This window comes from Sphingobium sp. HDIP04 (assembly GCF_000445085.1).
GTDB lineage: Bacteria > Pseudomonadota > Alphaproteobacteria > Sphingomonadales > Sphingomonadaceae > Sphingobium > Sphingobium indicum.
The window spans coordinates 14,027-35,464 of the sequence record NZ_ATDO01000075.1 but is presented as its reverse complement, the minus strand read 5'-3'; the positions used below and the strand labels follow the sequence as shown (position 1 = coordinate 35,464).

Genomic DNA, 21,438 nt, shown 5'->3' with positions numbered 1-21,438 from the left:
GCCTTATCTGGACAGTCTGCACCGTGCCTGACGCACCATTGAACGGTATGCTTTGGCGCGACGCAGGGGGGCATCAGGCCGGATGAAGCGCTATCCATAAGCTGGCGTAATCCGGCCTGATGACCACCGTCCCGCAGGCGCGCAACGTGTGCGATCTGGAGTCGGGAGGGGGTCCGGGGGAGGGACTGACAAGCTGTGGATAATTCAGGTGCGTCGATCGTCATTCAGGAGCGCCGGACGGCGGATGGCCTGGACTCCTACATCCCGGTAATTCTGCGTGATGGTGCGATCTATGATCTCCACCTTGAGCGCTACTTCCTCGATTTGCCGCTGAACGGTTCGCGTTCGCGACACTCGTTGCGCGCCCATGGTTATGATGTTCTGGTCTGGGTTCGCTTTCTCGCTTCGGCCCGCGGCAAGTCTGTCTGGCAAGCCGATGCCGATGATGTCGGTGCCTATCATCGTGCCCGGCGGCGCAGCGATGCTGAGTTCCGGATTTCTGCATCGACGTGGAACCGGGCGATTGCCTCGCTCGACAAGCTTTATCGATGGGCCGAACGGGAGGGGCTGATCGAGCGTACACCTTTTACGCATCGTCAGGTCTGGCGACGATCGCACGATGGGCGCCGTGCGGCGGTCACGGGCCGCAATAACGCCTATGAGCGCGCAGCCCGTCGTTCCGACGTCCGTTTCATCGATCTCACCGATTACCGCGCCTTCCGGGAAGTTGGTTTGCGCGGCCTGACCGTTGAAGGGACCGAGCGTCCTGGAGCGCGTGACCGCAATGGCGCGCGCAACGCGCTGTTCGCCGATCTGCTGGTCACCACCGGCCTGCGCCTGGAAGAGGCATCCCACTTGCTCGCAGCTGAGATTCCGGTTTGCGACGCCCGCTCGGAACGTCAGCGGCGGGTCGAGCTTCCGGCGGCACTCACCAAGGGTGACAGGGGGCGAAGCATGCTGCTGCCGCGCCGCTTGTTGCCGGTGTTTGACGCCTACATCGCCGTTGAGCGAGCCGCAGCCGTCGCCAAGTTCGCACAGCGCCGTGGCTGGGAAGCCATCGACCGCCCGATCTTCATCCACAGCCCCTCATTCGGGCAGCGTGCATTGCATCTCGTTGGCGGTGGCACGATGGACATAGAGGTCGTCACACCGGATGAACGCGCAAGGCTTGTTATTTGCGCTGACGATGGAACGCCGCGCGAAGCCGCGGTCCTCTGGCTGACCGAGGTGGGCCATCCTGTGTTGCCCAACTCGTGGGAAGCGATCTTCGCACGGGCGAGCCGCCGCTGCACGGACGCCGGCATCCCGGTCCGGCTTAGCCCCCATCAACTCCGGCATTCCTTTGCAGTCCACATGCTTGCCATGCTGATCCAGCGCCGCCTCGCCGACGCAGCGGCACCAGTGGGCGCCATGGAAGGTTATCGCCAGCTGGTCGGCGATCCGCTTCAACAGGTCCAGCGATTGCTTGGCCATTCGAGCCTCGCGACGACCTCTATTTATCTCGATCACCTCGCCACGCGTGCCGATACCGTTGATGCGGCAGTCGAAGAACTGCTGGCACTCGTACCAGGCTATCTTCGATCATGACCGCTGCTCCACGCAAAGGACGCAAGGTCAGCTTCGCGGCAGATACGGCTGCGCCCCAAGCCGATCCATGGTCGCAGATCAGCACGCTGCGCTTCATGATTCATCCCTTATATGGCGGCGAGCTGCTCGTCGATTTCACGGGCTTGCGGCCACGCGGCCTGGCGCTCGCATTTGCCCGGAGCCTGTTCATGCTGGCTGCTCCGCGCGGCCCCATCATGGTACGTTCGTCGCTCAAGACATACGCCAACCAGCTGCCAAGCTTCTTTTCCTACCTGGCCGGGACAGGCGACGGGATCAACGGCCCTGCTGACCTTCGTGCCCATCACATTGATGGATTTGAGACATGGCTCAGCGCGCAGGGCAAGTCTTGCGTGCATGGACCAACCTATGTCGCCAAGGTCGTTTCCGTCCTTCGTCGCATCGCGGACGACAGCCCCGAGCTTGTCGATTGCGGCTTGCGGGAACGACTGCGCTACGTCAGCTCACACGCACACGTTCGTTCCCGTCCACGCGATGCCTACAGTCCGTATGTAGCCCGCCAGCTGCGCGATGCGGCACGCGCGGATATCGCTGCGATCGAGGCGCGCTTGCGGTCGGGGCCGCAGTTCGATGAGGTGCCGCAGATCGATGGCGCATATTGCAAAGCCCATGCTGCCATCGAGACATACGGTGTTCTGGGCTACCGTGATCCCACGTTTCAGAGCCTGTACAAGCTGCGCAAAAAGCGCGATCTCACCAGTGACAGGCTTAACCTGAGCCTCCACGCAGCCCACTATCTTACTGCCGACGATATCGTCCCGCTTCTTGTTCTGCTCTTAATCGAGACAGGGCTTGAGCTGGAGTGCTGCAAGTCGCTCACCCTCGATTGTCTGCGCAATGCCGCAGGGGGTACCGTCGATATCGCCTACACCAAGCTGCGGGCACACGGTGCCGAGCACAAGACAATCCGGGTGCGTGATCGCGGCTCATCCACCGCTGGCGGTCTGATCCGACGCATCATCGCCCTATCGTCCAAGGCCAGGGTCCATAACTCCAGCGATAACCTTTGGGTCTATTTTCAGCCGGGCGAGATCACCGCAGGTATTCGTCAACTGCGCTTGAAGGTCAGTGCCTGGACGCAGCGCCATTGTATTACCGATGATCAGGGTAAACCGCTCCACCTGTGTCTTTCGTATCTGCGCAAGACGCACAAGGCCTTGTGGTATCTCAAGACCGAAGGCCACATGGCCCGCTTCGCCGTAGGTCATACCGTCGATATCGCGGCACGGCACTACGCCGATATTCCCTCCCTCAGACCGCTGCACGAGCAAACCGTGGCAGATGCCCTCGAAGAGGTGCTCGCTGGTCCAATGATCCTGCCTCCTCAAGACGAGGACCGGCTGCGCGGCGAGTTGGCAAGCCCTGATCCCGATGATGGGGGCATTTCAACCGCACTGCTCAATGGCGAACAAGACGTCTGGCTTGCAAGCTGTGGCAACTTCTATTCCAGTCCCTTCGCATCCGCCGGCACGCCATGCCCTACACCGTTCTGGGCCTGCCTCGATTGCCGCAACGCGGTCATTACCGCGCGCAAGCTGCCTGCCATTCTCACCTTTCTCTCCTTCGTCGACGCTCAGCGGATCGGCCTGAGTGCTGCTGATTGGACCGCCAAGTTTGGTCATGCCCATGATCGCATCGTTCAGCAGATTCTGCCTGCCTTCGCCGAAGACGTCGTGACAAGGGCCCGTGCGCAAGTCGCGAACGACCCTCCCACGGTCTATCTGCCGCCAGAGGCACGGGCATGACCGTTGTCCAGCTTCTGGCGGAGAGCGACGATGAGCGCGATGCCCTCCCTGTGCTTATGTCCGCGCCTTTGCGCCCCGGCTGCGATCGCGCGCATATTTCACGATACGGCGATCCAGTGTGGGATCTGGCTCCCGGCGTATTTCGCGACAACGCGCGGCGCTGCCATGTCACGGTACATTTCGGCGGTATCAAAGACCCATCCATTGCTGATGCCCTGCGCCAGATTCTCCATGCGCGGCTCAATGTCGATCTCCCCGGTCACCGTTCGCGGCTTGAGCCGGCCGGGGTGCGCGGCGAGGCCAACCGGACCTTGCGCTTTTTCGACTTCGTCAAGGCTCAGCTGGGGCGTTTCGATCTCGCCCGGGTCGATCAGGCTCTGGTCGATCGCTACGCCGGAGCCTTGCGCCTAGCCGGGCTGCGCCCAGTTGCAGCGGCAGCGCTGCTGCGGATCGTCTTTGACCTGCACGAGTTGCAGCATCATCTGCCGACTGCGCGCCTGTCCTTCGAACCGTGGCCGGGACGAAGTCCGTTTTCCGTGGCGGGCGCAAAGCATATTGCAGGGGAGAACCGGACGCCGCGCATTCCTGAAGCGATCATGACGCCGCTGCTCTCCTGGTCGTTGCGCTACGTGACCTGCTACGCAGGCGATATCCTTGCCGCACGGGCAGAACTCGATTGCCTTGAAGCAACGCGCAACCGTCTGATTGCCGCTGAGGAAGGTCTGGATCCCGCTGTTCGTCGGTTACGGCAACGCCAACGCCTCCTCGACTATGTTGCATCCTTGCGGCAGCATGGGCGCGGCATTCCGATCTGGACCACGGCACATAACGGCGCAACGCGAACAGATCCGCAAACCGGCGCCGTCACGCCGCCGATCAACTACCACCTGATCCACCTCCATGCCGGTATCAACGCGCAGGCCGAACCTGCCATGCACCTTGGCCTGGCCACGGGTGCACCAGACCTCATCGCCGCTGCCATCGCAGAACTCGGCACCGAGATTGGCGGCATGGATACGCCCAATTCTGCCGATCCCGATACGGGCATGCCTTGGCGCACCCGCTTCGATGCCAAGGTTTTGCCCCTCGAGGAAGTCATGCTGCAGTCCGCAGCCTATATCGTATGTGCCTTTCTCTCAGGCATGCGGGACAGCGAGATCCAAGCCATGAGGCGGGGATGCCTGTCTATTACCAAAGCCGAAGACGGTACGATCTTGCGGCATCGTATCAAGTCCACTGCTTACAAGGGCAAGCGCGGCGGCGGCGAGGAGACCGAGTGGGTTACCATCGCGCCGGTCGCTGAAGCCATCGATGTCCTCGAACGCCTTTCCGCGCGGGCGGGACAAGCGCGCGGAACAACGACCCTGTGGCCAGTCCTCACGCTTCGGGCCAATACCAAGACGCACGTCTCTGCAGAGATAGTCCGGCAACTCAACCGGTTCCGCGATCACCTCAATGACCACTTCGGATCCGCGCAGGCACCCGTCATTCCTGCCGGACCCGACGGCCGACCATGGCGTCTGACAACGCGTCAGTTTCGCCGCACAATCGCCTGGCACATCGCCAACCGGCCCTTCGGAACAATTGCCGGCATGATCCAGTACAAGCATGCGAGCGTTGCGGCTTTCGAAGGCTATGCTGGCAGCAGCCGGTCCGGATTTCGGGGAGAGATCGAAGCCCAGCGTGCGCTTGGCCAGATTGACGATATCCTTGTCTACTTCGACGAGCGGCAAAGTGGCGCACGCCTTGGCGGACCTGCCGCGAACAGGGTCGGAGTTGTGCTTGATACTGCCGCCCACGAGTTGGCGCCGCTACCTGCCATGATTGCCGACCGTCCACGTCTGCGCACCATGCTGGGCAGTCTCGCGCGGACATTGCATGTCGGCCCGCTGGCCGATTGCTTCTTTGATCCGGCAACCGCCCTGTGCCTGAACCGGAGTTCGGAGCCAGGCGCAAGCGGGCCAATGATCTCCATGTGCGAACCGGTCCGCTGCCCCAATGCCTGCATCGCCGAACGGCATCGCCCGGCATGGCAGCGCGGTGCTGATGAGGCACGGTTGTTGTTGCGCGAGAAGCGGCTTCCAGAGCCGCAGCGGGTGACGCTTCAGGCCGAGGTGGCCAGAATCCAGCGTGTTCTTGAACAGATCGCACCGGGTACCGCCACACCGCATAACGGTATGGCGGGAGAGGAAGAGGAGGCGGGTTTGCGGGTGACGGATTGAAGGAGCGGAAGACAGTTTCCCTCCGCCCGTCGTGGAGACCTGCCATGTCCCGATCCTACCCTGCGACGCCGCGAGCCGACGTTTATTCGCGCATCACCACCGAGATTGTATCTGCCATCGAAGCCGGGGCCGGCGATTGGCGCATGCCCTGGCACCATGATGGCGCTGCCACCACCAGGCCGCAGAACGTCACCTCTCGCCGCCGCTATCGCGGCGTCAACGTGCTCGCGCTCTGGATCGCAGCCGAAGCGGCTGCCTATTCCAGCGGTCTTTGGGGGACCTATCGCCAGTGGGCATCGCTTGGCGCACAGGTCCGCAAAGGTGAACGCGGAACGACGGTTGTGTTCTGGAAACAGGCCGCATCGCGCGCCGATGATGATCATGACGATGGCGAAGCCGGACCCGGCCGCATGTTCGCGCGGGCCTTCACCGTGTTCAACCTCGCCCAGGTCGAGGGCTATGAACCCCCACCTGTCGCAGTTCTACCCGAGGGCGAGCGGTTCGGGCACGCCGAAGCTTTCGTCGCGGCCCTCAAGATCCCGATCACCGAGGGCGCCTACGATGCGCACTACCGGATCGACCTCGATCACATCTTCATGCCGACCTTTGCCTCGTTTCGGGATGCATCAGCACAGATGGGCACGCTTTTGCATGAGGCGGCCCACGCCACAGGGGCAAAGCACCGGCTCGACCGCAACTTTGCCGAACGTTTCAAGCGCGACAGCTTGGCGATCGAGGAAATTTGCGCTGAACTGACCGCATCGTTCGTACTCGCCGACCTCAGGATCGCTCACCATCCGCGGGCCGATCATGCCGCCTACGTAGCATCGTGGTTGCGCGCACTCAAAGACGACCCTCGCGCCATCTTCACCGCCGCCAGCAAGGCGCAGGCGGCCGCCGATTGGATGCACGCCCAGCAGCCCCAGCCTGAGGAGATCGCCGCATGATAAGCGCCCCGAAAATTTGCGGTAGAAGTCACATTAGGGCTGGACTGTCAGGATATGTCGCCGAGATGGGATCGGCCTTCCTGTGCGCCGCGATCGGCATCGCCCCGACCGTGCGCCACGCCGACTATATCGGCTCATGGCTCGCGGTGCTGCGCGAGGACAGCCGCGCGATCTTCCGCGCCGCCAGCGCCGCCACCAAGGCGGCCGACTGGCTGCTGACCCGATACCGCGAGGCTCAAGAGGCCAGCATAACGGGGAGGATCGCGGCATGATCCTGCTGACCTCCGACATTCGTTTCGCGCTGCGCGCCAACGACATCACGCACCGCGCCGCGCAGCGTGACGGCAAGTCCGAACCCGACCCGGTGCCGGTGTTGAAACTCTTCAATCCGCTTGGTCCCGCCACATGGCTCGCGACCGAACTGGCAGAGGATGGCGATGCCCTGTTCGGGCTTGCCGACCTCGGCTTCGGATGCCCCGAACTGGGCTATTTCAGCCTGTCGGAAATCGCATCCGTGCGCCTGCCGTTCGGGCTGGGGATCGAACGCGATCTGGGATTCGAGACGCCGCATCGCCTGTCGGTCTGGGCCGACGCCGCGCGCCGCTGCGGCTCGATCCTCGACGCCCAATCCGAATTCCGTCGCGCTGCAAGCAGCACGGCCACCAAGCTTCCGCGCCCAAGCGGATGACGCTGGCGGCCGTTCGCCGCCACCCCGTAAGCCGATCCGCCCTCCCGGAAAAGACGACGGACCGGCACTCACAAGGAGTTGTGCCATGACACTCGTTTTTATCGCCCAAGACAAGCTTTCCGTCAGCAAGACCAACATGCGCTATGGCAAGAAAGCCCCCGATGTCTCCGACATCCTGCCGACCGTCCGCAAGCGCGGCATCATCCAGACACTGCTGGTCCGCCCTAATTGTCAGGAGGGGCATTTTGAGATCGTCGCAGGCGCGCGGCGCTATCATGCCGCGCTGATCGTGGCGCAGGAAACCGGCGAAGCCGAGCCGCTCCCCTGCCGCATCCTCGCCGAAACCGACGATGCCGCCTCTATCGAAGCCTCCATGATCGAAAATCTGGCGCGGCTCGATGCCGACGAGGTGACGCAGTGGAACACCTTCACCCGGTTGGTGAAGGAGGGCCGCGAGGTGGACGACATCGCCGCGACCTTCGGGCTTCCCGACCTCATGATCCGGCGCATCCTTGCGCTCGGTAACTTGCTGCCGCGCATCCGCGAACTCTACCGCGCCGAGAAGATCGACCGCGCCACCGTTCGCCATCTGACCCTTGCCAGCAAGAGCCAGCAAAAGGCGTGGCTCGCGCTCTACGACGATCCCGACAGCTATGTGCCGACCGGCCACCAGTTGAAGGCGTGGCTGTTCGGCGGGCAGTCGATCCCGTCCCGTTTCGCGCTGTTCAGCCTCGACGATTTCAAGGGCGCGACCATTGCCGACCTGTTCGGCGACGACCGCTATTTCGCCGATGCGGATGCGTTCTGGGATGCGCAGAACGCCGCCATCGATGCCGCGAAGGACGCCTATCTGGAACAGGGTTGGAGCGATGTCGTGATCGTGCCGCCTTCCGATCACTTCCATTCGTGGGAGTTCGAGAAAGCCGCCAAGCGCAAGGGCGGGCGCGTCTATATCGATGTGCGCGCGACCGGAGAGGTGACCTTCCATGAGGGCTATCTCAGCCGCAAGGAAGCGCGCCGGGCCGAGCGCGGCGAGGCGTCGAATGCGGCAAAGCCGCAGCGACCCGAGATCACCTCGACCCTGCAAACCTATGTCGATCTGCACCGTCATGCCGCCGTGCGCGCCGGATTGCTCGCCCATCCGGGCATCGCGCTCCGGTTGATGGTTGCCCATGCCATCGTCGGTTCGCACCTGTGGACCGTGCGGCCCGAACCGCAATCGACTCGCAACGATGAGGTGCGCGAAAGCATCGAAACCGCGCGCGGCGAAGCGGTGTTCGACGAGCGCCGCCGCGCCGTTCTCGACATGCTGGGTTTCTCCGCCGGGGAACCGACCGTCACCGGCGGCAACGGCGACGACTATGGCGTGACCGGCGTCTTCCTGCGCCTCATAGAACTGCCGGACCCCGCCATAATGGAGGTAGTCACCATCGTCATGGGCGAGACGCTGGCCGCTGGCGGGACCGCCGTCGAGGCGGTGGGCACCGAGATCGGCATCGACATGGCCGATTGGTGGCAGGCCGACGACGCGCTGTTCGGTCTGATCCGCGACCGCGAAGTGCTGGGCTGCATGGTCGCGGAGGTCGCGGGAAAGACGATCGCCAGCGCCAATGCCGGTGAGAAATCCAAGACCTTGAAGCGGATTATCACCGATCATCTGGCTGGCAACGACGGGCGCAAGCAGGTCGAACGCTGGGTGCCCCGGTGGATGGCGTTCCCGCCGAGCGCCTACACCGCGCGCGGCGGTGTCGCCACCGTCACGGCCCACGCCAAGGTCATGGCCGCGCGCAATCAGGCGGCACAGCCGGACCCCGACGATATGGAGGTGCCGTTCGCCGAGGCGGCATGATGTGATGCGGGCGGGCTTAGGTCCGCCCGTCTTCTGAACCTGAAAAAATCGCGCCGCGCGCCACCGCCGTTCCGGCGTCGGCGCGCGGCTATTATGGCGCGGAGGTCAGTTGCCCGAGCGACGTCGGGAGGAACCACTCTCGCCAGATATCTTCATAGGTCTTCGGCAGCAGCGCCAGGAGCCGCCATAGCTCGAACACGTCCTGCTTCTCGAAATGCTCCCTGAAAGCATCTGGGTCGAAGCCATCGGGCAAGTCTGCCGGCACCTTGAAATAGCCGGGCTGCCCAGTCTCCAGGAAACGCCTCAGCCCCGCCGCGTGATAGCGGATCGGCTCGCACATCTCCGTGTCGTCCCAGAAATCATACTGGACAATACGCTCGCCGAAATAGCGCGCCAGCGTTCGCCAGTCGCCGTTGTCCGGCCATTGCAGCTCGGAATATTGGAACGCAAACCGCTGAAACGCGGCAAGCAGCTTGGCGCGCTTGGCGTACCAGCGCAGCCCGATCATCCCGGCGTCGGACCCAATCTCGGTCCACAGCGGAACGTGGATCGTGCGCGATCCGGCCGTCCGATAATCATCGTGCTGCGGGATCAGAATCTTGTCGATATAGTCGTTCAGGCAAACGAAGGAGCAGCGCTGGCGGGCCAGATCGGCGATCACCAGCAGCACTGGCACACCGATTCCCATCCGCTCGATCGTGACCAGTTCCGACATTTCGAGCTGGAATCGATAGGTCTCGATTTCGGCGATCTTGTCGGTCAGGTCGAGCGTCTCGCGAGCCTTCTCGACGTTGCCCCGGTTGTAGATTTCGAGCGTGTGGACGCTCGGTTCGGCCACGCTTTTGAGCTGAACGAAGACATGTTCGCCCAGCGTTTCGAAGGTTGGCCGGCGCCCGTCCGTTGTCTCCGATTCGAGGGCTTTGAACGTCTCGATCGTGAAATCCAGACCATAGTCCGGACGATATTCGCGCAGGAGCCAATGGCGCGGGAGCTTCGATCGAAGGAGGGCGATCCCGTCCTGATCGATGAGATGTTGCTCCGATCGCTTCTTTCCGACTGCCATGCTCCCAGTGCTACGGCACCACCTGCTGTGCGACAATCGCGAAGGCAAATGAAGTCCCTGCGAGCTGGTGGCGCAGGCCGTCCGGCCGGGGCATGTGCAGCGACCTGGCGGCGACGCCCGCCCCCCCGAAACCATCGCCTCCGGCTTATTTCCCCGCCCGTGTCCCACGGGCTCCTCGCGGCCGCTTCGCTCCAAATAAGCCTGCGGCTCCGGTCCTCCGCTGACGCTGCGGCCTCACGGTTCGGGTGTCCGATCGCGCCGCCTGACGGTCTGCACGCCCGGGCGGATCGGCCGCTCGCGCGCATGAAAGGAGACTTCCAATGCCCGCAATCGGATATGTGCAGAAGCAGCAGGACGGCGCCTATACGGGCCAGCTCAAGATGGCATCGCTGCGCTGCGACCTTCAGATCATCCCCAATCGCCGAAAGGCCAACGAGGATCAGCCCGACTATATCGTGCGCGCCGGCGATATCGAACTCGGCGCTGGCTGGGTCCGGACCGGCGAGGTTTCACAGCGCGAGTATGTTCGCGTCAGCCTCTCGGCGCCCGAGCTTCCCCGCACGATCTGGGCCAATCTCGGCCGCTCCGCCGGGCAGGACGATGACGACGCCTACGCCCTGATCTGGAACCCGGCCGACTAACCTCCATGCCCCGCGCCCAACGGCGCGGGGCTTCCTCTCGATAGGGGTGTCGTTTTGCCCCTCGGCACTTCGACACTCTTCGGCCGGTGTCCTGCCCTGCATCTGCGGTGCCGCGATCGCGCCCTGCGATTCCCCCGCGACAGGACACCGACTTCATGGACGACTACGACGACATCACGCGCGCCAACCGCGCCAAACGCGGTTCTCCCTTCCTCAATACCGATCAGGCCGCCGCCTATCTCAAGCTCTCGATCCGACAGCTCAAGCGCCTGCGCCGTGCCGGAAAAGGCCCGGTCTTTCGCCGACACAGCCGCTACGTCCAATATCATATCGACGACCTCGACGCCTGGAGCAGCGAGAACAGCGCCCGGAGGATCGGCGCATGATCGGGCCGCTGTTCGACTGGGGCGACGCCCTGCGCGCCGAGAAAGTGCGCCGCGCCAGGCTCAATCGCCGCATCGCCGCACTCGGGGTCTTCGTCGGGCTGAGCCTGTCTCCCGCGATCTTCCTGCCCCTTCCACGCCTCGTCTGGAATGCCAGCGCCAGCGCCCCGATCGGCCTCTATTCGGTGTCGCCCGGCGTGCCCGCCGACCCCGGCGACATGGTGATCGCGCGGGTGCCGCAGCCATGGCGCGACCTTGCCGCGCGCCGTCATTATCTGCCCGCCAACGTGCCGCTGGTGAAGCGCGTCGCTGCCGCCGCCGGCGATGACGTGTGCGCGCTCGGGCAGGAAATCTTCATCAACGGACGCTGGATCACCGAACGCCGCGCGGCCGATGCCAAGGGCTGGCCGATGCCTATGTGGTCGGGCTGCGTGCGCCTGCGCGGCCGCCAGCTGTTCCTGCTGATGGACAATCCGGCATCGTTCGACGGGCGTTATTTCGGTCCCATCGGCGAAGCAGACATCGTCGGAAAGGCGCGGCTGCTATGGGCGCGCTGAGGATCGCTGTCGCTGCTGCCAGCCTCGTGCTGGCCGCGCCTGCAAACGCCGAATCCGTCACCGACTGGCATCCCTATGTCGCCGAAGCGTCCGCCCGTTTCGGTGTGCCGACAGCATGGATTGAGCGCGTCATGCGCGCCGAAAGCAATGGCCAGACGACCCTCAATGGCCAGGCCATCCGATCGTCGGCGGGGGCGATGGGGCTGATGCAGCTGATGCCCGCGACCTGGGCCGACATGCGGTCGCGTCTCGGCCTCGGCTTCAATCCCGACGATCCGCGCGACAACATTCTCGCCGGCACTCTCTACCTCCGCCTGATGTACGACCGGTTCGGCTATCCCGGTCTCTTCGGTGCGTACAATGCCGGTCCCGGCCGCTACGCCGAGCATCTCGCCGGACGCCGCACGCTGCCCGGTGAGACCGTCGCCTACCTCGCCAAGGTCGCGCCGACTGCTCCTTCCTCAGTGACGATCGCCCGCACACAGGCGCCGCCGGCCACGCTGTTTGTCGTGCGCAATGATGAGCGCCGGGCGGAGGTCGAGGCACAAGGAAATTCATCCGCATCGCCGCTGTTCGTCGCGCTGTCGCAGGGGAATTGAGGCAATGTTGCGCGTCATCGAGAGGTTGGAAGCTCGTCTCGATAGACCCAGCATGACGGCTGGCGGAACGGCTATCAAGGCCCGCGGGTGCCCCCCAATTTTCTTCGAAAATCGGTGCCCCCCACGTCCGCTTCGCGGCGCTGCGCTTCGCTCCGCGGCCCTGACAGCCGCTCCACCACCCGTCCCTCGGACGCCGTTCTCGATGATGAGGACACAAACGTTGGAGGTCATGATGAGCATGTATCAGAGCATCGGAACGGCGTCGGATCGCGTGATGGAAGCGCCGGTCGCTGGGCTTGAACTGGAGTTCGGGCGCGGTGCCGGCGAAGCCTTGGCACATCGGTTTCTGGAGGCTGAGGAAGCGGATTTTCGCTGGGATGCGCGGGTCGAGGAGCGGTGGATCGGAGCCTATGAGAGCGCCGACGATGAGGATTTCGAACTCGACCGGATAGCGATTTGCGGGCGGCTCGACGGGAAGTGGTTCTGCGCCACCATGCTCGTGGATGGCGATGGCCAGGCGCACGGGATGATGGGATGTCGGCAGTTTCGGTCGCTGGTCAGGGCGCGCGATGCGATGCTCCATGCGCACTGATCGCAGCGCATATCACGGGGAGAGGCGGCGTCGGTTCGGCGTCGTCTCTCCCCCTTTTTTGAGCCGGAAGGGTGGAGAGGAAGGAAGAGAGGGGAAACAAGATAAAGGCAGTGTCTCGCGACACTGCTTAAGTGATTGTCTGCACATCTTTTTTCTACGAGATAAGGAGAGCAGTGCGCGAGACGGCGCCCTGAAGAATGGCGGAAATCCGCCATTTTCGGACCGATATCCCGAGATTTGGCGGCATCGCCATGTCTGAGGACGACTTCACGCCCAAGCTCGGCCGGAAGTCCGGCAAGGACGGCAAGCGCGTCGTTAAATATGGTGGGCGTATCCTTGCCGCAGCCCGGCTTGCCGGCAGCAAGACCGGAGTGCGATCACGGCGGTTCGACGGCAGCCGGATCGGACGCGGTGCGAGCATGGGGCGGCTGCTGTCGAGCCGCGATCGGCTGGCCGGCTTTCGGGGCCGCCGGGCGGTCGTCAAGGCGAGCCTGATCCGACTGCAAGGCAAGGCCGGTCAGGTCGCCCGCGCACACATGCGCTATATTCAACGCGACGGCGTCACGCGCGAAGGTTTGCCGGGCGAACTCTACGGCCCGGAAACTGACCGCGCCGACGGCGACGATTTCCTCAAACGCACGGCCGGTGACCGGCACCAGTTCCGGTTCATCGTCTCGGCTGAGGACGGTGCCGAATATCCTGACCTAAAGCCTTATGTCCGGCGGCTTATGACGCAGGTCGAGCAGGATCTCGGCACGAAGCTGGACTGGGTGGCGGTCGACCATTTCAACACCGAGCGCCCGCACACCCATATCGTGCTGCGCGGGGTCGATGACCGCGGCGACAATCTCATCATCGCGCGGGAGTATATATCGCACGGACTTCGCGAGCGCGCGTCCGAGTTGTTGACCCTCGACTTGGGGCCGCGCACCGATCGTGAGATTGAGGACCGTTTGCGCCACGATGTCGATCAGGAACGGCTGACGGCGATCGACCGGCGCTTGGTGCGCCGGATGGACGCTGATCGCACCGTCTCGTCGGCCGACAACGATCCTTTCCAGCAATCGGTGGCGGCGGGGCGGCTGCGAAAGCTTAAATCGATGGATCTGGCCGAAGACATCGGCGGCGGGCGCTACCGGCTCGCCGACGGGATGGAGGACACGCTCCGCCGTATGGGCGAGCGCGGCGACATCATCCGCGTCATGCAACGCGAACTGACCGTGCGTCGGCTCGACCGCGCGGGCGTCGAGCAAGTGGTGTCGAACGACTTGCGCGAGCCTTTGGTCGGGCGCGTGATCCACCGGGGCTTTTCCGACGAGCATCGCGACCGGCACTATCTGATCGTCGATGGTGTCGATGGCCGGGTTCACTATGTCGATATCGGTCGTGGAGATGCGACGCCCTCGGTGCCCGAAGGTGCCACCGTCAGGATCGATCCGCGCGCGGCGATGGTCACGCAGGCCGACCGCACGGTCGATGCGGTTGCGCACGCCAATGGCGGGCGCTACTCGGTCGATCTTCATCTTCGCCAAGATCCCAGCGCCAGCGAAGCGTTCGCCGACAGCCATGTCCGGCGGCTGGAGGCAATGCGCCGAGCGGGCGCCGGACCGGAGCGCTTGGCCGATGGCAGTTGGACCATAACCGAGGATCATCTCGCCCGCGCGGAAGCATTCGCGCAGCGCCAGCAGCGCGACCGGCCGGTGATGCTGTCGGTGCTGTCGCGGTCGCCGGTCGCCGACCTGGCAGCGAAGGAGGCCCACACCTGGCTCGATCGCGAGCTGACGGAAGGCGGTCATGGCGCGGTCCGAGACGTCGGTTATGGACGCGAAGTTCGGACTGCGCTGACGGCACGCCGGCAGTGGCTGATCGAGCAGCAGCTTGCCGATGGGGAACGAAGCGGAATCCGCTATCGCGACGGCGCACTGGAAACGCTTCGTCAGCGCGAGTTGCGCGAGGCCGGCAAGCGGATCGGCACCGATCTCGGCAAGCGGTTTGAGTTGGTCCAAATGGGCGAGCGGATCGAGGGCAAGATCAAGTGCCGGGTCGATCTCGAAAGCGGGAGCCATGCATTGGTCGAACGGTCGCGGGACTTCACGCTGGTGCCGTGGCGTGATGTGCTCGATAGGAACATCGGGAAAGCAGCTTCGGGCATCATGCGGGCGGACGGCATCAACTGGCAGTTCGGCCGAGGCAGAAACGGACCGGTGATTTCTTAATCAGGCCCGGCGACTATCGGAATCCCTTGGTTCGGGGTAATTATGCGATCATGGACCAATCCCGCACGAACGAGATTGGGCTGCAATTCGGTCAGGGTTTCATACAGCGATGATGCGAGCTGGGCGACGCCCGATATGTCGGTCTCATGCGCGCCTTCCAGCTCGTAAGCGTAGCGGTGTTTGACGAACAGATCGGCATATCCAGGCAAGTCCTCGGATAGCGTCTGATGATGGCGTTCCTCGTAACGGGCAGCGACCCGCGCCTGCATATCAGCTGAGAGACGGCCGTAGAGATTTCCGTGATCGTGGCCGTGGAGATCCTTGTCGGCCTTACCTTCAATGGTAAGCAGTGCCTTGAGGTAAATCTCGACGACGAACGCGAGCAATACGAGGGCCGGCGGGAACAAGAAGGTCTGGCCGGCTCCCCGCAATTCGAGGCAGCGCAAAGCGCATTCGTGATAGTTCCGGCCGTGATCAAACATCCGGTCCGTCATCGGCACAGGACCGCGCTCACGCACGCGGGCTTCCATCCACTCTCGTATGTGGTCAGGAGCGGCCGAGGGTCATGAGGGCACCATCATCGCAGCGGAGGCTGCACTTGGTGCCAAGCAGAGCGACAGCGAAAAGTTGGTGGCATTGGTCGGCAACGGAGCAGGCGCTATGCTCGTGGCATGAAGATTGCCGATCAGTTGCCCCGCATATTCCAAGCCAATGTCGACCGCCTTTATCGCCGGGTGATCGTCGTGACGCTGGATCAGCTTCCAGTCCAGGACGCGCTTGTGGTGGGGCAAGGGAGCAGCATGGACGAATTCTTCCCAATGCGGCGCTCAGGTTGATAACCACACGGCCAATGAAGCAGCAAAGGCGTTTGCGCTTACCCTGGACGGCCTGTTCGAGCGCCAGTTGTGCCGTTGGGCTCATGCCCATGGCGAGAAAGCCGGCAGCATGGAGACGGCGCTTCCCGCTTGCGTGCGGATTGGTGGCCTCGATCTGGCGGCAACGGGTATGGCAGATGACCTCAAGGAGTTGCATCTGGTCGCCAATGTGGTCCGTCATGGCGAAGGTCGGTCATGCAAGGAACTGCAGGCGATTGCGCCGCTGCTTTGGGACAGCACGTCGCTCGACTATTACGATCTGGCGCCCGCACCGACGCCGGCAAGCGAAATGCTCCGGATTCGGGCGGGCGATATCCTGCGCTACGCGCGCGGGATTGGACGGTTCTGGGGCCATGTAGACCCGCTGCCCATGGCGGTGCTCGATCCGCCTTATTCGTCGCGGATTGCAGAACGGCGGTTGGCAGGACGGCGAGCTTCATTGCTCCGGCGAACGCCTCCAAATCCCAGCCTGCTGAGATACGCGCTGGCCCCGCCGATAGGTATTGGCTACTTGCGATGCCTTGAGGGGCCGTCAGAGCCTACTGGACAGAAGGTAACGTATATGTTACTGATCAGATCGTTTGAATGATCGTTCAAGAGTATATTCGGGAGGATGGTTCAAATCCGTTCGGGTCTTGGTTTGGCGATCTCGATCCGCAAGCGGCGGCGAAAGTCGCCACGGCGACATTGCGATTGGAGATGGGCAATACCTCGAACGTCAAATGGATCGGCGGTGGGCTGGGCGAGTATCGGATCGATTGGGGACCAGGCTATCGCCTCTACCTCGCTCAGGACAGTGATACCCTCATCATTCTGTTCGTAGGTGGAACGAAGAAGCGACAACAGGCCGATATCGACCGGGCCGGCGCGCTACTGGCAGAATACAAGGCCCGAAAGGCGGCTGCGAAGGCACCGGGCAGGAGATGACGACATGGAACTGACCTGCGATTTCAAGGAGACGGTGAAGGAGCGCGCGGCGCGTGACCCTGCCTTCGCCAAGGCCATGCTCGATGAAGCGGCGACGCTGTTTCTCAATGGCGAGCCCCATACTGCGCGCCTCATCTTGCGGGATCTTGTGAACGCTTCGGTGGGTTTCGAGACGCTTGCCGTCGAAACCAATAAGCCCAGCAAGAGCCTTCATCGGATGCTCTCCGAAAAAGGCAATCCGAGCATGGATAACCTCGCCGCGATCTTTGGTGCCGTCCGCAAGCGGCTCGGCGTCGATATCGAGGCTCACGCGATCGAAGCGGCATGAACATCGCCGTTTCAACTTGTTCCCATTATGTTCTAGGTGGTATAGAGGCCGCGCGACGGGCAATCGGCGCACGAATCCAAGCCCCGACTGTGCAGCGAGAACGGCATGGCTGAAACGCAGATTGAATGGACGGACGCCACTTGGAATCCAGTCGCCGGCTGCTCGATCATCAGCGCCGGATGCACGAACTGCTACGCCATGGAGATGGCGAAGCGGCTCGAAGCGATGCGGATGGAAAAATATGCCGGACTGACCCGGCAAAGCGGCAAGCGCACCATCTGGAGCGGCGTCGTCCGGGAAGATCAGGCGTCGCTCGCCATTCCCCTGCGCTGGAAAAAATCGCGCAAGATATTCGTCAATTCAATGAGCGACCTGTTCCACGAACAGGTGAGCGATGCCTTCATCCTTGAGGTGTGGCGCGTCATGCGCGAGACTCCGCACCACAATTACCAGATTCTCACCAAACGCCCCGAGCGCATGGCCTCCATCGTCTCGACCCAAATCCAGGATATCCTGCCCAATGTATGGTTGGGCACCAGCGTCGAAGATGCCGATGTTGTGAGCAGGATCGATCATCTTCGAACGGTGCCAGCAGCCATTCGCTTCCTGTCGTTCGAACCATTGATCGGTCCCGTCGGAGATGTCGATCTGTCCGATATCCATTGGGCCATCGTGGGCGGCGAGAGCGGTCGATCGGCCCGACCGATCCGGGAGGAGTGGATCGACCAGATCCATCACCAGTGCACAGAATACGAAGCTGCTTTTTTCTTCAAGCAATGGGGAACGTGGGGCAAAGACAACAAGCGCCGGTCGAAGAAGGCCAACGGTAGAGAATATCGCGGACAAACCTGGGATGAAATGCCGTCCGCCTTCGCGGGCGCCGTGTGATCACAAGGGGAACGGCGTTGCTAAGGGGGCACGATGGCGGAAAAGCCGTATGAGTGGGCTGATGGTGCGACGCTGGAAGATCATTCGCGGCGCAAGCACAAGATACTTCGGGAGTATTTCTCCGAGTATCTGACTGTCCGCTGCCAGCTCCCCAAACAGGAACGGTTCCGGTTAGCGATCGTCGACGGGTTTGCCGGTGGCGGCCGCTATCAGTGCGGCACTGCCGGCTCACCTCTTATCTTCGTCGAGGAATTGAAGCGGGCGATCGAGACGGTCAATGTCCAGCGCGCCGCGCAGGGCCTGGGCCTGATCGAGATCGAATGCCTGCTGATCCTGAACGATCATAATCGAGACGCGATCGAGGCGCTCAAGGCGAACATCGCGCCTTTGCAGGCGGAAATCGCGGAGAACGTCCCGAAGCTTCATCTGCGTATTGCGTACATGACCGAGGCGTTCGAGGCCGTTTATCCACAGATGAAGGCGCTGCTCGACCAGGGCCGCTATCGCAACGTTCTCTTCAACCTCGACCAGTGCGGTCACAGCCATGTTCAGCGTCAGACACTGCTCGACATCATGCGATCCTACCACTCGGTCGAGATATTCTACACCTTCGCGATCGAAGCCCTGGTATCTTTCCTGCAGAAATCGGACCCGGTTCAGCTCGCGGCCCAGCTCCGGCCCTTCGATATCGATGCCGCCAATCTGGGCACGCTCAATGGCGCGATGAGTAAGAGCAATTGGCTCGGCGCAGCCGAGCGACTGGTGTTCGAAACCTTCCGGACCTGCGCGCCCTTCGTCAGCCCATTCTCGATCAACAATCCCGACGGGTGGCGATATTGGCTGATTCACTTCGGCAATTTCTACCGGGCGCGTCAGGTCTATAATAACATCCTGCACGAGAACAGCAGCGCCCAGGCGCATTTCGGCCGCTCGGGTCTTAACATGCTGAGCTATGACCCGAGCCACGAAGACGGATCGCTTTACCTCTTCGATCTCTCCGGCCGCGAGGCCGCGAAGACCCAGCTTCTGACGGACATTCCCAAGCTCATCTCAGGATCAGGCGACGTCATTGGCGTGGGCGACTTTTACGAGAGCATCTACAACACGACGCCGGCGCATACGGATGACGTGCATAGCGCGATTATCGAGAATCCCGATGTCGAGGTCATAACGCCCGCTGGCGGTGAGCGGCGCAACGCGAACACCATCGGCATCGGAGATATGCTCAAGCTCAAGCCGCAGACGAGTTTCTATCCGATGTTCCTCAGAGAGCCGCGGAAATGAGGGCGACTCCATGACAAGCATCATCGCCCGCACTGTCCGGCCCGTCCATTTCGAGGATTTTGGCGGGCAGGATTTTGAGCGTCTGGTCTTCGCCTATCATCTACGCGCAGGTTGGAGCGATCTTGCATGGCATGGTCAGACCGGCAGTGACCTCGGTCGCGACATTGTCGGGATCGAACATTTCGAAGACTGGCAACCGCGCAGCACCGTGATCCAGTGCGTCAACCGCGCGAGCCTCACCGAAGCGAAGGCCACACGTGACATGGAAAAGGCGTGCCGCGCTCCGAGCGGCATGCCGGACGCCTTCAAATTTGTTTGTCGGGGCGCCGTTTCCAGCGATCAGCGCGATCGTGTAAAATCAGCCGGTCGTAAGCTCGGCATCCAGATCGTCGATATCTGGTCAGGGGTGGAGTTCGAAGAAGCGCTCCGGCTGCGTGCGGAATTTCTGCTTCAGCGTTTCGTCGAGGGTGTCGTTTTCCCCGACGCCGAGAGCGAGCTGCGCCGGTTCGTCGATGACTTTCCCGACTTGTCCGATGAGGATACCCTGCGGATCATGGCCGCGGTGTTCGAGCGGCCAGCCTTCCGAACGCCCTTCCAGACTGAAAGCTCTCTACCCGCCTTTCAGCAGGCGATCGAGGATATGATCGGCGCGCTCAATACCGGGATCTGGCGAACACGGGACGGAACGGAAATTCGCCGATTGCCGTCGCTGCACACCCTGCGAGATGCCGGAACGCGGGCAAAAATGACGAAAGTCGTGCGCGAGCTCGACGAGATTCGCCGAGTCTTCAAACACCACCTTGCCGATCAGAGCATTCGGCACTGTTCCTGCGACGATCCAAACTGCCCTGTTTTCATGGTCGATCATAGCGCCGCCCGCGCCTTGGACGAGGCCCGCACCAAGGCATTGAGGACATTCCGGCGAGCTTGGCCGTCCTTCGATGTCTCGGTCGCATGACGACCTGGACCGATCGGGATCTCCTGCGGCTCGACGCTGAGTTCGCCCAAGCCGGCGTTGCCATGCATGCGCGCCCCATGCGTGCCGCGATGGCGATCCTCGGGGGCGGCTTCGTAATGGGAGTCCTCGGCAATCCGGATGTCGACCGGGTCATGGAGGATTATCGCCGGCTGTTTCCACAGGTCGATGAGGCATGGCCCGGGAAGGGCGTCGGTCTCGCGGCTTCCGTGGACACCGTCCGCAAGGTGACGGTCGCCGTGATCTTCGGGACGTGTTCGGTCTCGATTCATAACGGCTTGGGCTTTGAGGCGCACGAAGAATGGATTCGCTGGTGCCGCGGTGACGCGGCTATCGCTGCCTGCAGCGCCTTCGCGTTTGCTGACCTCTACGATTTGACCTACGGCATCGATGGCGGGAAAGCTCAGCCGCCTTCCGAACTTTGGCGCCTGGCGCTGTCGAATCTCGAGGACGTTTCCAACATCCTGGCGAGCGGTTTCAGCGTGGATTCTGTCGTGCAGTCCATCTGCCTGACCGCCGAATTATCGATGAAAGCGGCTCTGATCGATCTCGGCGAAGATCCCAAGGCGCTTGCCCGGCGCGACGTGGGGCACAATCATGAAGAGCTGGCGCGAAGATTGGCAGCGCTCAGTCCCCATCGTGACGACCCCATCGTCGCCGCTGTTGCCACTGCTCTCCCGGACTATGTGCAGAGCCGATATGCGGCCGCAGGATTGACGCGGCTTTCGGTCGTAAAGCTTGCGCTTGGCGTGCAATTTATCGCGGCATCGGCCTGCCGCAGGATTGGGAACCAGGATTTTGCGGCTGAACTGGAGCATGAACAATGGCCAGGTCCACGTAGCGCCGCTTTTTACAGTTGACGAAAATCACTTGGCCGGCTGTCTCACATTTGAAAGCGCCTCCAATCGTGTTTTGTACCGTCATACCCTCGCAAAGGCATCTTCCTCGCACAAGCCGGTAACAGCCGCGCCGATCGCGTGCGCAGCGGCAACCCGATATGTCATGGCTCTGGGATTTAGAATCCGCGTCGCT

The 21,438-nt window shown here is 62.6% G+C and carries 23 protein-coding genes; 20 read left to right on the top strand and 3 right to left on the bottom strand.

All coding sequences use genetic code 11. From position 1 onward, the window contains the following. Positions 1-195: 195 nt before the first annotated feature. The 7 genes from L286_RS32415 to L286_RS32385 all read left to right on the top strand — a co-directional run bounded on the left by L286_RS32415 (position 196) and on the right by L286_RS32385 (position 9,077). A complete protein-coding gene (locus L286_RS32415; protein ID WP_013039032.1) occupies positions 196-1,587 on the top strand; it encodes a tyrosine-type recombinase/integrase in 1,392 nt (463 codons plus the stop codon). Then, positions 1,584-3,371: a hypothetical protein gene (locus L286_RS32410; RefSeq protein WP_013039033.1), complete on the top strand. Its 1,788-nt coding sequence runs from the start codon at positions 1,584-1,586 to the stop codon at positions 3,369-3,371. Before L286_RS32415 ends, L286_RS32410 begins: the two co-directional genes overlap by 4 nt. After that, the gene (locus L286_RS32405; protein WP_013039034.1) at positions 3,368-5,593 is read left to right on the top strand and encodes an integrase; all 2,226 of its coding nucleotides are present in this window, start codon (positions 3,368-3,370) and stop codon (positions 5,591-5,593) included. The genes L286_RS32410 and L286_RS32405 overlap by 4 nt, the downstream gene beginning before the upstream one ends. A 44-nt stretch (positions 5,594-5,637) precedes the next feature. Then, positions 5,638-6,540 carry an ArdC family protein gene (locus tag L286_RS32400; protein ID WP_013039035.1) on the top strand — a complete coding sequence of 301 codons (903 nt, stop codon included), beginning with the start codon at positions 5,638-5,640 and terminating at the stop codon, positions 6,538-6,540. Positions 6,541-6,605: 65 nt separating this feature from the next. Continuing rightward, entirely contained in the window at positions 6,606-6,812 is a 207-nt protein-coding gene (locus tag L286_RS32395) for a zincin-like metallopeptidase domain-containing protein (RefSeq protein ID WP_021223285.1), read from the top strand. Next, complete coding sequence (locus L286_RS32390; RefSeq protein WP_020817641.1) at positions 6,809-7,228, top strand: DUF2958 domain-containing protein; 420 nt, start codon at positions 6,809-6,811, stop codon at positions 7,226-7,228. The genes L286_RS32395 and L286_RS32390 overlap by 4 nt, the downstream gene beginning before the upstream one ends. Before the next feature lie 85 nt (positions 7,229-7,313). Then, the gene (locus L286_RS32385; RefSeq protein ID WP_020817642.1) at positions 7,314-9,077 is read left to right on the top strand and encodes a ParB/RepB/Spo0J family partition protein; all 1,764 of its coding nucleotides are present in this window, start codon (positions 7,314-7,316) and stop codon (positions 9,075-9,077) included. A 91-nt stretch (positions 9,078-9,168) separates the two neighbouring features. Here the strand turns inward: L286_RS32385 and L286_RS32380 are convergent, their stop codons facing one another. Further along, complete coding sequence (locus tag L286_RS32380) at positions 9,169-10,188, bottom strand: DUF4365 domain-containing protein (RefSeq protein WP_238559307.1); 1,020 nt, start codon at positions 10,186-10,188, stop codon at positions 9,169-9,171. Between the two features lie 272 nt (positions 10,189-10,460). Between L286_RS32380 and L286_RS32375 the strand changes: the two genes are divergently transcribed. The 6 genes from L286_RS32375 to rlxS all read left to right on the top strand — a co-directional run bounded on the left by L286_RS32375 (position 10,461) and on the right by rlxS (position 15,128). Next, on the top strand, positions 10,461-10,781 hold the full coding sequence (locus L286_RS32375) for a DUF736 domain-containing protein (protein WP_020817643.1): 321 nt from the start codon (positions 10,461-10,463) through the stop codon (positions 10,779-10,781). A gap of 155 nt (positions 10,782-10,936) precedes the next feature. Next, complete coding sequence (locus L286_RS32370) at positions 10,937-11,167, top strand: helix-turn-helix domain-containing protein (RefSeq protein WP_020817644.1); 231 nt, start codon at positions 10,937-10,939, stop codon at positions 11,165-11,167. Further along, complete coding sequence (locus L286_RS32365) at positions 11,164-11,721, top strand: S26 family signal peptidase (protein ID WP_020817645.1); 558 nt, start codon at positions 11,164-11,166, stop codon at positions 11,719-11,721. Before L286_RS32370 ends, L286_RS32365 begins: the two co-directional genes overlap by 4 nt. Further along, a complete protein-coding gene (locus L286_RS32360) occupies positions 11,709-12,320 on the top strand; it encodes a lytic transglycosylase domain-containing protein (protein WP_007682978.1) in 612 nt (203 codons plus the stop codon). Before L286_RS32365 ends, L286_RS32360 begins: the two co-directional genes overlap by 13 nt. A gap of 229 nt (positions 12,321-12,549) precedes the next feature. Next, the gene (locus L286_RS32355) at positions 12,550-12,912 is read left to right on the top strand and encodes a hypothetical protein (RefSeq protein WP_233431848.1); all 363 of its coding nucleotides are present in this window, start codon (positions 12,550-12,552) and stop codon (positions 12,910-12,912) included. A 197-nt stretch (positions 12,913-13,109) separates the two neighbouring features. Next, positions 13,110-15,128, top strand: coding sequence for a relaxase/mobilization nuclease RlxS (gene rlxS, locus L286_RS32350; RefSeq protein ID WP_020817647.1), 2,019 nt, complete (start codon positions 13,110-13,112; stop codon positions 15,126-15,128). Here rlxS and L286_RS32345 read toward each other — a convergent pair. Both L286_RS32345 and L286_RS48930 read right to left on the bottom strand, forming a co-directional pair. Next, positions 15,125-15,646 carry a hypothetical protein gene (locus L286_RS32345; RefSeq protein WP_152522333.1) on the bottom strand — a complete coding sequence of 174 codons (522 nt, stop codon included), beginning with the start codon at positions 15,644-15,646 and terminating at the stop codon, positions 15,125-15,127. The genes rlxS and L286_RS32345 overlap by 4 nt on opposite strands. A gap of 45 nt (positions 15,647-15,691) precedes the next feature. Then, positions 15,692-15,919 (bottom strand): hypothetical protein, encoded by a 228-nt coding sequence (locus L286_RS48930; protein WP_167331038.1) that lies wholly within the window; start codon positions 15,917-15,919, stop codon positions 15,692-15,694. Between L286_RS48930 and L286_RS32340 the strand changes: the two genes are divergently transcribed. The 7 genes from L286_RS32340 (at position 15,906) to L286_RS32310 (ending at position 21,266) form a co-directional block, all read left to right on the top strand. Next, a complete protein-coding gene (locus L286_RS32340) occupies positions 15,906-16,592 on the top strand; it encodes a hypothetical protein (RefSeq protein WP_193746234.1) in 687 nt (228 codons plus the stop codon). The two genes, L286_RS48930 and L286_RS32340, sit on opposite strands and share 14 nt — an antisense overlap. Further along, positions 16,589-16,930 carry a type II toxin-antitoxin system RelE/ParE family toxin gene (locus tag L286_RS32335; RefSeq protein ID WP_020817652.1) on the top strand — a complete coding sequence of 114 codons (342 nt, stop codon included), beginning with the start codon at positions 16,589-16,591 and terminating at the stop codon, positions 16,928-16,930. Before L286_RS32340 ends, L286_RS32335 begins: the two co-directional genes overlap by 4 nt. Before the next feature lie 4 nt (positions 16,931-16,934). Beyond that, on the top strand, positions 16,935-17,258 hold the full coding sequence (locus L286_RS32330) for a helix-turn-helix domain-containing transcriptional regulator (RefSeq protein WP_020817653.1): 324 nt from the start codon (positions 16,935-16,937) through the stop codon (positions 17,256-17,258). 105 nt (positions 17,259-17,363) lie between these two features. Then, positions 17,364-18,146 carry a phage Gp37/Gp68 family protein gene (locus tag L286_RS32325; protein ID WP_020817654.1) on the top strand — a complete coding sequence of 261 codons (783 nt, stop codon included), beginning with the start codon at positions 17,364-17,366 and terminating at the stop codon, positions 18,144-18,146. A 33-nt stretch (positions 18,147-18,179) separates the two neighbouring features. Further along, the gene (locus L286_RS32320; RefSeq protein ID WP_020817655.1) at positions 18,180-19,430 is read left to right on the top strand and encodes a three-Cys-motif partner protein TcmP; all 1,251 of its coding nucleotides are present in this window, start codon (positions 18,180-18,182) and stop codon (positions 19,428-19,430) included. 10 nt (positions 19,431-19,440) lie between these two features. Continuing rightward, the gene (locus tag L286_RS32315) at positions 19,441-20,388 is read left to right on the top strand and encodes a hypothetical protein (protein ID WP_020817656.1); all 948 of its coding nucleotides are present in this window, start codon (positions 19,441-19,443) and stop codon (positions 20,386-20,388) included. After that, on the top strand, positions 20,385-21,266 hold the full coding sequence (locus L286_RS32310) for a hypothetical protein (protein ID WP_020817657.1): 882 nt from the start codon (positions 20,385-20,387) through the stop codon (positions 21,264-21,266). The genes L286_RS32315 and L286_RS32310 overlap by 4 nt, the downstream gene beginning before the upstream one ends. Positions 21,267-21,438 lie beyond the last annotated feature (172 nt).

Bases quoted from the DNA above. Each gene is read 5' to 3' on its own strand.
- L286_RS32410 (WP_013039033.1), top strand. From the start codon at position 1,584: ATGACCGCTGCTCCACGCAAAGGACGCAAGGTCAGCTTCGCGGCAGAT.
- L286_RS32405 (WP_013039034.1), top strand. From the start codon at position 3,368: ATGACCGTTGTCCAGCTTCTGGCGGAGAGCGACGATGAGCGCGATGCC.
- L286_RS32400 (WP_013039035.1), top strand. From the start codon at position 5,638: ATGTCCCGATCCTACCCTGCGACGCCGCGAGCCGACGTTTATTCGCGC.
- L286_RS32395 (WP_021223285.1), top strand. From the start codon at position 6,606: ATGGGATCGGCCTTCCTGTGCGCCGCGATCGGCATCGCCCCGACCGTG.
- L286_RS32390 (WP_020817641.1), top strand. From the start codon at position 6,809: ATGATCCTGCTGACCTCCGACATTCGTTTCGCGCTGCGCGCCAACGAC.
- L286_RS32385 (WP_020817642.1), top strand. From the start codon at position 7,314: ATGACACTCGTTTTTATCGCCCAAGACAAGCTTTCCGTCAGCAAGACC.
- L286_RS32375 (WP_020817643.1), top strand. From the start codon at position 10,461: ATGCCCGCAATCGGATATGTGCAGAAGCAGCAGGACGGCGCCTATACG.
- L286_RS32370 (WP_020817644.1), top strand. From the start codon at position 10,937: ATGGACGACTACGACGACATCACGCGCGCCAACCGCGCCAAACGCGGT.
- L286_RS32365 (WP_020817645.1), top strand. From the start codon at position 11,164: ATGATCGGGCCGCTGTTCGACTGGGGCGACGCCCTGCGCGCCGAGAAA.
- L286_RS32360 (WP_007682978.1), top strand. From the start codon at position 11,709: ATGGGCGCGCTGAGGATCGCTGTCGCTGCTGCCAGCCTCGTGCTGGCC.
- L286_RS32355 (WP_233431848.1), top strand. From the start codon at position 12,550: ATGATGAGCATGTATCAGAGCATCGGAACGGCGTCGGATCGCGTGATG.
- rlxS (WP_020817647.1), top strand. From the start codon at position 13,110: ATGGCGGAAATCCGCCATTTTCGGACCGATATCCCGAGATTTGGCGGC.
- L286_RS32335 (WP_020817652.1), top strand. From the start codon at position 16,589: ATGATCGTTCAAGAGTATATTCGGGAGGATGGTTCAAATCCGTTCGGG.
- L286_RS32330 (WP_020817653.1), top strand. From the start codon at position 16,935: ATGGAACTGACCTGCGATTTCAAGGAGACGGTGAAGGAGCGCGCGGCG.
- L286_RS32325 (WP_020817654.1), top strand. From the start codon at position 17,364: ATGGCTGAAACGCAGATTGAATGGACGGACGCCACTTGGAATCCAGTC.
- L286_RS32320 (WP_020817655.1), top strand. From the start codon at position 18,180: ATGGCGGAAAAGCCGTATGAGTGGGCTGATGGTGCGACGCTGGAAGAT.
- L286_RS32315 (WP_020817656.1), top strand. From the start codon at position 19,441: ATGACAAGCATCATCGCCCGCACTGTCCGGCCCGTCCATTTCGAGGAT.
- L286_RS32310 (WP_020817657.1), top strand. From the start codon at position 20,385: ATGACGACCTGGACCGATCGGGATCTCCTGCGGCTCGACGCTGAGTTC.